Raw genomic sequence first — 13,412 nt, 5'->3', positions numbered from 1 at the left:
GTTCAAGGACGCGATTAACACTTGTATTGAGCAGGCCAATACGACCCACAAAGCATCGCTAGAAACTTTGTTGACCATGAATTTTCAGTCCTTTAAGAAAGTCCAAATATCAGGCGTCTAGAGTATAACTCCAACCTGGATGTGATCGATGAAGCCTTTGAGTATTTGATCAATCAGAGCAGCAAGGGCGAGAAAGGGCAGTTTTTCACGCCTCGCTATGTGATTGATATGTGTGTGAAGATGCTCAATCCGCAAGAGGATGAGTACATGATCGACACCGCAGCGGGGTCATCGGGGTTTCCGGTACATACGATTTTTTATGTGTGGCGGCAGATTTTGGATGATGAGGGATTGGAAGCCAGTCATCTATTTTCGCTGGAGGACAAGCCGCCTCGCTGCAAAGAGTATGTGGAAGACAAGGTGTTTGCCATCGACTTTGATGAAAAGGCGGTGCGGGTGGCGCGAACGCTGAATTTAATTGCGGGAGACGGACAGACGAATGTGCTGCACCTGAATACGTTGGACTATGAACTTTGGGATGAGGTGACAGATCAAGACGATTGGGACGACGTTTACCATGAGGGGTTTCGACGGCTGAAAAAGCGACGATCCAAAGGCAGCAAAGATTATCGAGAGTTTCAGTTTGATCTGCTGATGGCGAATCCGCCCTTTGCCGGAGACATCAAAGAACCACGCATGATTGCCCGCTATGACCTGGCAAAAAAGCCCAACGGTAAGTGGCAAACAAAAGTGGGGCGCGACATTTTGTTTATTGAGCGCAATCTGGACTTTTTGAAACCGGGGGGTAGAATGGCGATCGTGCTTCCCCAGGGACGGTTCAATAATTCATCCGATAAAAATATTCGGAATTACATTGCGGAACGGTGCCGGATTTTGGCAGTTGTGGGGCTGCATGGCAATACGTTTAAGCCGCACACGGGTACAAAAACCTCGGTGCTGTTAGTGCAGACGTGGAACGATGACCGAAAGGCTGGTCCACTCTGCCCTCGGCAGGATGATTACAACATCTTTTTTGCCACGATGCAAAAGTCTGGCAAAGATAACTCTGGCGACAAGATCTGGCGCAAGATTATCTCATCTACCGCTTCACCACCCGATGATGAACTGAGCGAATTGATGCCGCCCTCTCCAGCGCAACGAGTGGTTGGGGGCGAGGGTGATTTTTTGCAGGATGAACATGGTCATTTGGTGGTGGATCATGACCTGTATAACCACGAAGGACTGACGGAAGACGGCATTGCGGAAGCGTTTATTGAGTTCGCCAAGAAGGAGAAGTTCAGTTTTTTTGAACCCAGCCCATCTGTGACACCGTTTGATGCTGTGAGGTATCAGCGGTTAATGGATGGGCTTGAAGCAATTGAAGTTTTGCTTAGTGAAGCTTTAAAAAATAAAGACTTTAGGGTTGATAGCGAGTTTCACAGAAGACCACCTGTTCAAAATCCAAATTACATCTATGTTGACGTTGGAGATAATTTAACTTTCATTCAATATGGACTCTCGATAGAGATGAACGAGGAAGGCGAAGGCACAAAAATTTATAGAATGAACGAAATTCATAATATGTTGTGCGATATTGACGTTTCAAAGTTCGCGAACATTTCTCCTATAGACATGAAAGCTTTTAGGTTGAAAGAAAGAGATATTCTATTCAATAGAACAAATTCTTTTGATTTTGTTGGAAGAACTGGTTTGTTTAAAGAATGCTCAGATGAAAATTTTGTTTTCGCATCTTATTTGATAAGGGCAAGAACTGACGAGTCAAAAGTTTTACCTGAGTACTTGGTTGCGTTTCTAAACTCTAGCTTGGGAATTTGGGATGTAAAAAGACGGGCTAGAATTTCAATCAATCAGTCAAACGTTAATGCTCAAGAACTTGCAGCAGTAAAAATTCCTCTATTGAGCCTAGAGTTTCAAGAAAGGTTAAAAGAATTATTTAACCAAGCGCACTTAGATAGATTGAAGGCAATTGACATTTATCAACAAGCTGAGGATTTGCTGTTGTCGGAACTTGGCTTGCAGGGCTGGCAACCGACGGAAGAAACCGTTGCGGTCAAGAGTTTTGCCGAGTCGTTTCTGTCCTCCGGTCGCTTAGACGCTGAGTATTACCAGCCAAAGCAGCAGAAAGTCATGGCAATCATGCGTCAATCTGGTCTCTGTATTGGCGATGTTGTTACATTGGCAAAGCGTAAATTTCAGCCTGAGAAAGAAGGCTCATTTAACTACATTGAAATTGGTAATCTCAGCGGAGAAGGCTTTGCCAATAGCGAAGTAGTTGCAATGGAAGAAGCCCCTAGTCGAGCGCAATGGATTGTCGAAACCAATGATGTTATTACCTCAGCCGTTCGCCCAATTCGGAGATTATCAGCTCTAATTGAGCCTGAACAAAACAACTATATTTGCTCATCGGGCTTCGCTGTTCTCAAACCAACTCAGATTGAGCCAGAAGTTTTACTGGTTTATTTGCGTTCTCCCATTGTCTACGAAATCCTAGATCTTCATACAACTGCCAGTATGTATCCAGCGATTTCTACTGAGGACTTGTTGAATATTCCAATCACATTACCCAAAGAAACTACTCGTCAGAAAATTGCAGAAAAGGTGAGGGAATCTCGAAAAGCAAGGGAGCAATCTAAACAACTTCTAGAAATTGCTAAAACAGGAGTAGAACGGGCGATAGAGACGGATGAAGCCACAGCAACGACCTGGATCAACGAGCAGCTAGAAGTCTTGAATATCAAACCCACCTAGAGGTTTTGCACCATGAATACTGCTCAAATTAGCACCGATGGCACCCATCAAATCGTGATACTCCCCGAAGGTTTCAAAATGTCGGGTACTGAGGTTTACATTAAGAAAGTTGGAGGCGCGATCGTTTTGATTGCCAAAGACAACCCCTGGCAATCTCTATTTGAGAGCTTGGAGCAATTCTCTGACGATTTCATGACTACTAGAGAGCAGCCCCCCCTCGACGTTCGAGAGGCGTTCTAGATGCAATACCTGCTTGATACCAACATTTGTATTTATCTGATTAAGCACAAACCTCCCAAGGTATTGACACGGTTCCAATCACTTTCCTTGTCAGATATCGGCATTTCTTCTATCACCGTGGCGGAATTAGAATATGGCGTTTACAAGAGCCAACAGCAAGAGAAAAATCGTAGCGCTTTAATGCAGTTTTTAATTCCTTTAGAAATTGTTGAGTTTGACCAAACTGCTGCGACCGTCTATGGCTTAATTAGAAGCGATCTGGAGAGCAAAGGGCTTGTTATTGGGGCAATGGACATGCTGATTGCTGCCCATGCCTTAAGCCGTGGCGTTACCTTAGTCAGCAACAATGTGCGAGAGTTTTCACGCATTCCCGACCTATTGCTAGAAAACTGGGCGGAACGAACCATAGCAACCTCAGCATCCTTTTAGATGCGGTCTAACTTAAGATGCCGCCTTTGAATGAAGACCTGAAATTGCAGATTCCACCAGAACCATGAGAAATCCATTTTGTGGATGCGAGCACGGCTACATAATAAATCAATAGTCTGACCGCCGATAGATTACGTGTTGAGTGTTCTAGGTTATTCGCAGCGGCTCATCTCAGTCGTTAAAACGGTTCGGGAATGAAGGTTTGGCTGTCTAGAGGCGGGCGCTCGTAGTCGATAGCCACCTGGCGCTCGGGAAGGACAATCGGCTTAGAGGTCGGATCTTGATAGGGAATCAATCTGAGCAGGTGGCTGATGCAGTTGAGCCTAGCTCGATCCTTATCGCCGCGCTGACTATGTATCGGTGCGATCGCGTCTGCAAAAACGGCTGGGCTACCCTAGAAACCGGGCTGCTTTTTTTGGCTATCACTACGGTTCGGCACTGGGCTGGCCCGATGCCGAAGACTCGGCCTTTGGTGACCCGGCGACAATGCGGATTAAGCCGGATAGTGAGCCAGTAAAAGAATTTCAGGCGGCGAGCGAATTCAGCACAAGCAGATGGCCTTGATGACACGCAAGCAGAAGCCTTAATCGAACAGCGCCGTCAGGCCAAACAGGCAAAAACTACGCCGAAGTCGACCGCATCCGCGACGAGCTCAGCGAAGACATTACCCTAATTGACAAACCCGGCGGCGTCACCGACTGGCACGACTTCTTACCTTAGCCACCTCGATTCTGGTAACGCGATCGCCTTTGGGTATGACTAATCTTTGGAAACATTTGCCAGTAATCTGCCTTTTGGAAGTTACAGCTATTGACAAAGCTAGGTCTAATAGGGGAAGAACTTTATTAACAGGTAAATTACTATGGCTTGGCAAAGCCTGTTCCATAGCATCTATGTCATCGCAATGGCAATTGGAGCCGCATACTTTATTTTGCTGAGCCGTAATCCGCGCGGAGTGCCCAAGTATGAGTATTTCGTCGCAGCGTTTATTCCAATCTGGTCAGGTTTAGCCTATCTATCCATGACGTTGCCTCACGGGGAGCTAGAGCAAGGTAAAATTGAGGTTGCTGGACAAATTGCTCACTATGCCCGCTATCTTGACTGGATCGTGACAACGCCTCTGCTACTATTGGCGCTAGCCTGGACAGCGATGCACTACATTGCTAAAGACTGGACCCTGATTGGTAGCCTGATGGGGACGCAAGTGATTGTTGTAGTTTCAGGATTGATTGCTGATTTATCAGAAGTCGGTTGGGTGAGGTTTTTGTGGTACTCCATTGGAGTCGTTGCATTTTTAGTGGTTTTAGGAATGATTTGGGGACCGCTTCGCAGCAAGAGCAAAGAGCAAGAACCGCCCTGGCGCGTTTTTTTGATCGGCTAACGACTTACTTCACCGTGCTATGGATTTGCTATCCCATCATCTGGATTCTGTGTCCATCAGAATTTGAAATCATCGGGCAGACCTTCGAGACGTTTTTGTTCTGCCTCATTCCCTTCTTTTCAAAAGTCGGATTTAGCTTTATTGACCTACACGGCTTGCGAAGTTTGCGGAATCCAGGACTGGAACGCGGGGTTGATCAAGCGATTGGTGGGGCGTGCCACTTCCGTCGAAGGAGAAGCTATTTCCGCAGCTAACGCTGTTTTTAGTGCGGTATATGTAAATTTAGCTTAACGAGGAGGCAGATCGAAATGCAGCGACTATTAACGAGAAGCCCGGTTGCGGTGGCTGCCTTCTGGATTGCCATTTATCTGGCGATCGCTCTGCTACCTCTTTTTATCTTACTCTTGTATCCGCCGGCCCCCGATGAGCGAAGCTTTTGGACAGAGTTCTCAGTGGCGCTAGGGTTTGTTGGGTTGGCAATGCTGGCCCTTCAGTTTGCCCTCACCGCCCGCATCAATCGGATTGAGGCATCCTACGGAATTGATATCATCCTGCAATTTCACCGCTACATTTCTCTAGTAGCTTTTGCGCTGATCCTGATTCATCCCCTCATTCTCTTTGTCGATCAGCCTGATACGCTACGTTTATTGAATTTCTTTGAAGCTCCGTGGCGAGCCAGATTTGCCGTCGCTGGTACCCTGGCATTGTTGATTCTCGTAGTCACCTCAATTTGGCGGCAGTCCCTGAAGATTCCCTATGAGCTGTGGCGCACAACCCACGGCATTTTAGCTGTGGTTGCAGTGACATTGGGTTTAGCTCACGCGCTAGGCGTCAGCTATTACCTGGAATTGTTCTGGAAAAAGCTGTTGTGGAGCGCGCTCGGTCTGACCGCTTTATGGCTGCTAATCTATGTCCGCATTGTCAAACCCTGGATGATGACCAAACGTCCATATCTGGTAGAAGAGATTGTCCCCCAGAGAGGAAATGTATGGACACTGGCTATTCGACCGAGGGGACATGACGGATTTAAGTTTCATCCCGGTCAGTTTGCCTGGATAACTCTCGATATATCGCCCTTTCGCATGCGTGAACATCCCTTTTCCATGTCTTCGAGTGGCGACCATCCTGAGCGGTTGGAATTTACTATCAAAGCTTTGGGAGACTTTACCCAAACCGTCAAGGATGTTGAGCCGGGTACAAAAGCGTATCTTGATGGTCCCTACGGGGTATTTACGAGTGACCTCTACTGGGACTCGGCTGGATTTGTACTCATAACAGGTGGAATCGGCATCACTCCTATCATGAGTATGCTAGTCACTGCTGCCGAGCGGAAAGACGACCGCCCGTTTTTACTCATTTACGCAAACAAAGCATGGGAAGATATAACCTTTCGAGAGGAATTGGATACCCTTGTTGACTCTCTGGATTTAACAATCGTTCATGTGTTGCGAGAACCTCCCGAAGACTGGACGGGCGAAACAGGCTATGTCAATAAAGACCTGTTGCAACGATACGTTCCCATCCACCGGGGCAGCCGACACTATTTTATTTGTGCCGCTCCCGTAATGATGGAGCAGGTTGAGGCCGCACTTCATGATTTGCAGGTGCCTGCGACCAATGTTCACATGGAGCATTTCAATTTAGTCTAGTTTAGTTCTCAACGATGAATAGCTTATGCGATACGTAATTATGATTCAAATCGTTAGTATTATCACTCTAATTTTACTGGGATCTTCCGCTATGTTTTCATGGCTGCAAAATCGTTCGTTTCAAGAATCTCTAGAGTTAGACAACACCTCTTTTTTGAGTAATTAATGCCAGCTGTAAAAGACATAAAGACGCTGGAATAAAATACAAAAGCCAAAAATAAAATCAGGTGGCCGATGCAGTTGAGCCTAGCTCGCTTTTTATCACCGGCGTTGACTATGTATCGGTGCGATCGCGTCTTCAAAAACGGCTGAGCCACCCTTATCTGAGTACACAGGTCGGCAATGCTACAGCCATGAAAATTGCGTACGACTCATCTTATTATTGATTGATTGTTCATTTTGCGGGTGGTCGAGTAAAGTTGACCTGTGATGCAAACCTTCGCGGCTAATTGCATTAAGTTTAATTAAGCAAGACATTGCAGTAGGACACATTGTGTTTTAGCTATAATCTGATTAGAAAGTTACAGCTTTTCTTTTATGACCGAACTCCTAGAGCAAGCCATTGAACATCTGAAGAATTTGGATGCTAATGGGCAGGATGCGATCGCAGCGCTGATCATGGAAGAACTTGAGGATGAAGCAAAATGGGATGCTACATTTGCTGATTCCCAAAATCTGCTAGCGGATTTAGCAGCTGAGGCAATGGCTGAATACAGTGCTGGTCAAACTCATGTTCTTGATCCTGAAACACTGTGAAATCGCGAACGACGGCTAAATTTCGCAAGGCATTCGAAAGTTTACCTGATTCTGTTCAGAAGCAAGCACGTCAAGCATATCGTCAATTTCAGCAAGACCCCGCCCATCCCAGCCTGCGATTCAAACAGGTTCACCCTACTTTGCCAATTTACTCTGCTCGTGTCAGCAAAAGCTATAGAGCAGTCGGTCAACGAGATGGTGACACAGTGATTTGGTTTTGGATCGGTTCCCATGCGGAATATGAAAAGCTTTTATCACAAATTTAGGCGGCATAACACTACGCAGGAGCGGACGGATTGGAAAAACTCGGGCATTTCTCGAAAAATACTGTCCGCCGCTCAGCTATACTTAAAACGGTTCGGGAATGAAGGTTTGGCTGTCAAGAGGCGGGTGCTCGTAGTCAATAGCCACTTGACGCTCAGGAAGGACATCGGCTCGGAGGTCGGCTCATGATAGGGAATTAATCTGAGCAGGTGGCCGATGCAGTTGAGCCTAGCTCGCTTCTCATCGCTGGCGTTGACTATGTATCGGTTTATCGCCCTGCTCTGGAAGCATCAACCATTGTTATCGGTTCCGTTAATACTGAATAAGCGTTGGCTATATATTATCAAAAAAGCTTATATTCGTTAATAAGGTTTTTGGGAAGCGCATGAGCATAGGATGTTGCGCTACATATAGAGTCATTTGACAGCGTTCTCGTATAGTGAGTTTCATCGGGCTCTAAGTTATCTTGCAAGAGCACGATACAGGGCTCTGGGCTTCGCCGCAGAGCTTTTTTATGGCCGCACCATCAGGTGCTCATTGTTACATACCCCTGAGGCAGCCTTTCCCACTTTAAGTTGATATCCTCGTTTCCCTCAGGCTATTAGATAACCCTACTTTAGAGAACGGTCAGCAGCAAAACTAGCCCCCTTAGCCAAAGACTTAGAGTAGAATTCAAGCTAAACGGGCGAGGGCAAAACCCTCAGAAGTCATTATGGTTTATGGCGATTTCAATCTAGCAAAAGTTAGGGATAGCTTTGGCCTAGTCTTGGGATCAAGGATTTAATAAGATGCACAACTCCCGAGCCCTCATCCCCAACCCTTCTCCCGGGGGAGAAGGGGGCCGGATCTAGCTCCCTCTCCCCCGGGGAGAGGGCCGGGGTGAGGGCCGCGAGACATGCACAAATGGTCAAGTTATTTAATTCTCGATCCTGGCAGAGAACCATGACCTATTCGCGGAGGTTGCTCCGATTGCGCCTTCCGGCTCCCTAGCGACCATTGTGGTAGACTGTATTCCTTTGGCGACCGCGGTCTCGACTGAGAAGGCCCGCTCCGAATTTTTGATTGCGCCTATCCTGGCAGAAGTACGACGGCATCTTGATAGATCCCTTCAAGCCATCTCCAGCCCTGGTTTCTGGGTAGGAATGGTGTTGTTGACCGACTCGCTTTGAAAGCGAGAATTTCAAGATCTCCTAAACCGCTGCTTCCATCGCGAGCCGCCTATCTGATAGAGAATTCTGCGTCAGTTGAATCAGCAGGTTACCGTTAGGTTCTACCGTCGCGAGGCTCTGGGGCAGTAGCAGAATGGTAGAGTCTTTCTGAAAGATCACCGCCGGTCCTTCGAGCTGGCCGCCTGCCGGCAGACGATCGCGCTCATAGAAATCGGTATCGTATCGCTCAAGCTTGCCATCCATGCGGAAGTAGGTCACTGCGGTCTTGAGCCAGGCATCTTCTACAGTGCCTTCGGCCAGTATGGGTAGTCCAGACAGCTTGGGCATCGGCCCGGTGCCCGTCACCCGCAGCGTCACCAGCTCTACCGGATTTTCGGGGAAGGCGTGGCCATACTCGGCGGTGTGGAGGTCGTGGAACTGCTGCCAGACGCCCTGCAGGGCAGCCTCGCTGATTGTGCCACTGGGAATCTGCGATCGCAGCTCATAGCCCTGGCCCACATAGCGGCAGTCGGCAAAGCGCTGTAGGGTCATCTCCTCGTCGCTAAAGCCGTCCGACCGCAGCTGGCCGGTAACCTGAGTTTCGAGCGTCTGGAGGTCGGCGTTGAGTTTTTCCAGGTGGGGAGACGTGCTGAGGATAAATTCGTTTTGAATCAGGTCGTGCTTTAGGTCGGTGGTGAGCAGCCCCATAGCGGAGGTGATGCCGGGGTAGCGAGGGATAATCACTTCGGGAATGCCTAGCGAAAGGGCAATCTCGGCGGCGTGGAGGGGACCCGCACCACCCTGAGCAACTAGAGAAAACTGGCGCGGGTCCTGTCCCTTTTGAATCGTGCGGGAGCGGATGGCGTTGGCCATGTTGTTGTTAACAATAGTCAGGATGCCCGCAGCGGTTTCGTATAGGTCAAGCCCCATCTGGTCGGCCAGGGCCTGTACGGCGGCGAAGGCCCGGTCCGGGTAGATGTCCATTTCGCCGCCTAAAAAGTATTCCGGGTCGAGCCGATTCAGCACAACGTTGGCATCGGTCACGGTCACTTCCGTGCCGCCCTTGGCATAGCACACCGGTCCCGGCTCCGCGCCAGCGCTGCAGGGACCAACGCGGAAAGCGCCGCCTTCGTCCACGTAGGCAATGCTGCCGCCGCCCGCACCGATGGTATGGATATCGATCATCGGCACCATTACCGGATAGCCGGCGATCCAGGTATCGCGAGCGGTCGCTTCAGCGAAGCCCTGTTCGGTGACAATCCCGATATCGGTACTGGTGCCCCCCATGTCGAAGGTAATCAGCCGGTCTCGATGGTCTTTCCCAGCTGCCGCCCCACCCAGGACACCCGCCGCCAGCCCGGACAGCAGCAGGGTAACGGGCTGCTCTCCCGCCACTTCGGCAGTCGCAACGCCGCCGTTCGACCGCATGATGTGCAGGTCTGCCTGCACGGACTGTTCCGCTAAGCTGCGGCTGAGATTGTGAATATAGCGCTTTACCTTAGGGCCAACAAAGGCATTGATGCAGGCGGTGGTGAATCGCTCAAACTCGCGAAACTGGGGGAAGATGCTAGCGCTGGTGGTGATGAAGGCTTCGGGGTATAGCTCCTGCGCGATCGCGGCCACCCGGTCCTCGTGCTTGGCGTCAAAGTAGGAATTGAGAAAGCAAATCGCAATCGATTCCACTCCAGCCGCCTTGAGTTCTAAAATGGCGGTCTTAGCGGCTTCTTCGTCTAGCGGCGTGAGTACCTCGCCTTTGGGGTCGAGCCGTTCGGGGACAGTTTTGCGATCGCGCCGTTTCACTAGGGGCCGCGTCTGCCAGGGAATATCCTGCATGATCGAATAGTGGTGGGGCCGCTGGTGCCGCCCGATATGAACGATGTCCCGATAGCCCTCAGTCGTGACCATGCCGGTGCGAGCCCCGTCGTGGGTTAGCAGTGTATTCGTGGCAATGGTAGTGCCGTGGAGGACATGCGCGATCTCAGCGTAGTCGGCCTGAGCCATCTGACAGAGCGTCTGAATCCCCTGAATCATGCCGACGGAGGGATCTTCCACGGTCGTCGGTACCTTATGGATCCAGCTCTGCTGCTGGGCCACATCCGCCAGTATCAGGTCGGTAAAGGTGCCGCCGATATCTACGCCGATCAGCTTCATATTCAAGAACTAACTTAGGGGATGCCTAGCATCTTAAGAAAGCAGAATTCAGCCAGTTGTTCAGTCTGTACCGTTTCGGCATCTGAAACGAGTGACAACAGTGCGGACATTCTAGGGATAACGGGACTGGCGCGATTCGAACGCGCGACCTAGCGCTTCAGATTGGTGTGAGTTTCCCCACTCTCTGGACTATACCTTCACCTTAGGTCGAAACCATTAGGTGGTAGCCGTCTAGTCTCTACACCTTCAAGGGCTGAGCTTTGAAAGCCATCTGCCCAAGCTTGGCTCGGTATTGCCCTAGAGCAGTATTGCCGCTCCTTAGGTTTCACCGACTTTGACTACATTCACACGCCGCGTTTCCGCCGACGGTGCCCGAGTTTTCAGGAGGCGCTTGCTCTATCCATCTGAGCCACAGCCCCAGTGTGGATAGTTTACTACATGGAGTGGGTGGTGGGTGGTGAGTGAAGAGGGAAGGGGAAAGAGTAATGGGGTGATCGGGTGATCGGGTAGGGGGTGGATGGGTGGATGGGTAGGGGCATGGTTACCGTGCCTATTCAGGGGATGGGCTGGGGATGGACTGGTTTGAGCCAGGGTTCTGGCCAGGGACTGCCGCCGGTTTCTAGGCCGGCTAGGGGGCTGTGGGCGTTGAGGATGAGGCGTTCGGGGCTGCCGGTTGCTGGGGTTTCCCAGAGCTGGAGGTGGAGCTGGCCGTGGGTGGTGTCGCGGCAGTGGAACTGGAGGCCGTCGCGGGTGGGGACGCGGACTAGGGTGCCGGGGTCGCGGGTGTGGCCGGTGAGGATAAGGCGGGTGCGCTCATGTTTAGCGGTCATCTGCCAGTGGCCCCAGGGCTGCACCTGCCAGGTGAGTTCTGCCTCGGTGGAGAGGAATTTGTAGAAGCGACCTCGGTAATGCAGCCCAATCAGCCCCACTTCTTCCTGCCAGCCCAGCACCTGACGCAGGCCGCCCGCCGCCGTTAGCGATAGATGGGGTTCGCCGTCAAAAGCGTTGCACTGGAGCCAGAACCACTTGGACGGGAAGGCCCCACCCCAGTTTTTCTCGGCGTAGGCGGGCGCATCCTGAAAGTCGTAGCGCTGACCGCGCCATTCCACCCAGCCGCTGGCTAGGCCGTGGGCCATCAGCACCTGCCAGCCCGGCTCAAAGATCGGCAGGTAGGAAAGCCAGCCCGCTGTGGCCTGCTGCGATCGCGGGGAATCACCCCAACCATAGACCGGGCGAATGTGATACTGCCAGCGGATAGGACCCAGGACGGGATCCTTGAGCTTGCCCTGATGCCAGGTCGCCGTCGCCTGATAGCCCTCCGACACCTGCTGCTCGAATACCTCCGGCTCAAGATAGCCCGGCAGGCCCGAGCCGCCACGCCGATGGCCCAATCCTAATTTCTCCGGCCAGGCCCAAAACCGGCTGACGTCGGGAAAGGTGCGGCAGCAGTAGGCTTCATCTGGCCCCAAAATCTGCGCTGCGCCGCCGCTGTGGGGCTTGCCCCTCGCCGGGTCGTCAATGGAGTACATAAAGGCAAAGGACTGGCTCGGCTGCGGCAGCGTCAGGCGAAAGTACCAGCCTTCAAAAAAGCGCTGCTGCCCGCCCGTCCAGTGATAGCCGCTGTGGGGCGTTTGCAGGGCTCGGGAGGAGCGGGCAGGTTTCATCCATCTCATGTGTAGGCTCTAGACTCTACCCAGCGGGGAACGTACTGCCAGCCTTTTTTGATTGCGGCTCGGTCTAGCTCAAAGCTGGGATGCTTCTGGCCCACCAGCCGCCAGAACTGGGGCGAATGATTCATTTCTACGGTGTGGCAGAGCTCATGCACCAGCACATAGTGAACCAGCGATCGCGGCAGAAACAGCAGCTTATAGTTGAGGCTCATATTCTTCTGGCTGGAGCAGCTGGCCCAAATCGTTTTCTGCCCGCGAATCGTGATGTCGTTACAGGGCAGGTCTAGCTCATCACTGAGCTGGCGCATCGAGGGTACCAGCACATCCCAGGCATAGTTCTTAAGCCACTCCCGCAGAACCGCGTGACAGGTCGGCAGGTGGTCAATATTGCCGATCAGTTCCAAAGAATCGTCCGGCTTTGGGATGAGGCGAACGTTATCCATGGGCCGAGCCTCATAGGAAATCGGCCAGCGTTCGGGCGCAGCCTTCGGATCCGAGTTCTGCCAGCGCAGCTCGATGGCGCTGGGGCGCTCTGCCTGCCAGGCATCAGAGGTCTTAGCCCGGTCGGCCCGGAGCTTTTGCCGCGATCGCGCAATCCAATCCCACCGACTTGCAATCAGCGACGGAATGTCGTCCAGGTCATAGCCCTGCGGCACCACCACCTCGACCTTACCTTCCACCGACACCTTCAGCGTCACCCGCTTAGCCCGCGAACTTTCCCGCACCCGATAGTCCGGCAGCCCCGCTGGCAGAGCCCCGCTGGAGAAGCGCGCTTCATCCCCTGACCGACCCTGCGAAAACCCCTTACCCTGCTTACCCTTTCGACCCCAAAAGCCCTTTGAGCGCCCCATCATCTAGCAAAGAATTGTGAACTGCCACCCATTATCCCACATTTACCCCAGCACTTCCGACACCAGCCCCTAACGCAGGGTATGGCGACCATGCCCCTACCCCA

The 13,412-nt window shown here is 51.5% G+C and carries 9 protein-coding genes and 2 pseudogenes; 8 read left to right on the top strand and 3 right to left on the bottom strand.

What is annotated here, in order from left to right:
* Positions 1-123: 123 nt before the first annotated feature.
* The 8 genes and pseudogenes from IQ241_RS23390 to IQ241_RS23355 all read left to right on the top strand — a co-directional run.
* A pseudogene (locus IQ241_RS23390) lies at positions 124-2,769 on the top strand (N-6 DNA methylase); the annotation flags it as partial.
* A gap of 12 nt (positions 2,770-2,781) precedes the next feature.
* Positions 2,782-3,009: an antitoxin gene (locus IQ241_RS23385; RefSeq protein ID WP_193911899.1), complete on the top strand. Its 228-nt coding sequence runs from the start codon at positions 2,782-2,784 to the stop codon at positions 3,007-3,009.
* Positions 3,010-3,438 (top strand): type II toxin-antitoxin system tRNA(fMet)-specific endonuclease VapC, encoded by a 429-nt coding sequence (vapC, locus tag IQ241_RS23380; RefSeq protein WP_193911897.1) that lies wholly within the window; start codon positions 3,010-3,012, stop codon positions 3,436-3,438.
* A 360-nt stretch (positions 3,439-3,798) separates the two neighbouring features.
* Positions 3,799-4,002: a hypothetical protein gene (locus IQ241_RS23375; RefSeq protein WP_193911894.1), complete on the top strand. Its 204-nt coding sequence runs from the start codon at positions 3,799-3,801 to the stop codon at positions 4,000-4,002.
* A gap of 298 nt (positions 4,003-4,300) precedes the next feature.
* Positions 4,301-5,073 (top strand): annotated as a pseudogene (locus IQ241_RS23370) (bacteriorhodopsin).
* A gap of 54 nt (positions 5,074-5,127) precedes the next feature.
* Entirely contained in the window at positions 5,128-6,468 is a 1,341-nt protein-coding gene (locus IQ241_RS23365) for a ferredoxin reductase family protein (RefSeq protein WP_193911892.1), read from the top strand.
* A gap of 537 nt (positions 6,469-7,005) precedes the next feature.
* Positions 7,006-7,224, top strand: a complete 219-nt coding sequence (locus tag IQ241_RS23360) for a hypothetical protein (protein ID WP_193911890.1) — start codon at positions 7,006-7,008, stop codon at positions 7,222-7,224.
* Positions 7,221-7,490 carry a type II toxin-antitoxin system RelE family toxin gene (locus IQ241_RS23355; protein WP_193911888.1) on the top strand — a complete coding sequence of 90 codons (270 nt, stop codon included), beginning with the start codon at positions 7,221-7,223 and terminating at the stop codon, positions 7,488-7,490. The genes IQ241_RS23360 and IQ241_RS23355 overlap by 4 nt, the downstream gene beginning before the upstream one ends.
* Positions 7,491-8,678: 1,188 nt before the next feature.
* On the opposite strand, the gene IQ241_RS23350 is transcribed toward IQ241_RS23355, so the two are convergent.
* From IQ241_RS23350 to IQ241_RS23340, 3 genes are all read right to left on the bottom strand, one after another.
* The gene (locus tag IQ241_RS23350) at positions 8,679-10,787 is read right to left on the bottom strand and encodes a hydantoinase/oxoprolinase family protein (RefSeq protein ID WP_193911903.1); all 2,109 of its coding nucleotides are present in this window, start codon (positions 10,785-10,787) and stop codon (positions 8,679-8,681) included.
* A gap of 554 nt (positions 10,788-11,341) precedes the next feature.
* Positions 11,342-12,451: a tocopherol cyclase family protein gene (locus tag IQ241_RS23345; protein WP_193911901.1), complete on the bottom strand. Its 1,110-nt coding sequence runs from the start codon at positions 12,449-12,451 to the stop codon at positions 11,342-11,344.
* A 5-nt stretch (positions 12,452-12,456) separates the two neighbouring features.
* Positions 12,457-13,308, bottom strand: coding sequence for a M48 family metallopeptidase (locus tag IQ241_RS23340; protein WP_193911887.1), 852 nt, complete (start codon positions 13,306-13,308; stop codon positions 12,457-12,459).
* Positions 13,309-13,412 lie beyond the last annotated feature (104 nt).

Source organism: Vasconcelosia minhoensis LEGE 07310, from assembly GCF_015207255.1.
Taxonomy (GTDB): domain Bacteria; phylum Cyanobacteriota; class Cyanobacteriia; order Phormidesmidales; family Phormidesmidaceae; genus Vasconcelosia; species Vasconcelosia minhoensis.
This window is presented reverse-complemented; position numbering and strand designations above follow the sequence as displayed.

Excerpts from the sequence above, each read along its gene's own strand:
- IQ241_RS23385 (WP_193911899.1), top strand. The coding sequence starts at position 2,782 with ATGAATACTGCTCAAATTAGCACCGATGGCACCCATCAAATCGTGATA.
- vapC (WP_193911897.1), top strand. The coding sequence starts at position 3,010 with ATGCAATACCTGCTTGATACCAACATTTGTATTTATCTGATTAAGCAC.
- IQ241_RS23365 (WP_193911892.1), top strand. The coding sequence starts at position 5,128 with ATGCAGCGACTATTAACGAGAAGCCCGGTTGCGGTGGCTGCCTTCTGG.
- IQ241_RS23360 (WP_193911890.1), top strand. The coding sequence starts at position 7,006 with ATGACCGAACTCCTAGAGCAAGCCATTGAACATCTGAAGAATTTGGAT.
- IQ241_RS23350 (WP_193911903.1), bottom strand. The coding sequence starts at position 10,787 with ATGAAGCTGATCGGCGTAGATATCGGCGGCACCTTTACCGACCTGATA.
- IQ241_RS23345 (WP_193911901.1), bottom strand. The coding sequence starts at position 12,451 with ATGAAACCTGCCCGCTCCTCCCGAGCCCTGCAAACGCCCCACAGCGGC.
- IQ241_RS23340 (WP_193911887.1), bottom strand. The coding sequence starts at position 13,308 with ATGGGGCGCTCAAAGGGCTTTTGGGGTCGAAAGGGTAAGCAGGGTAAG.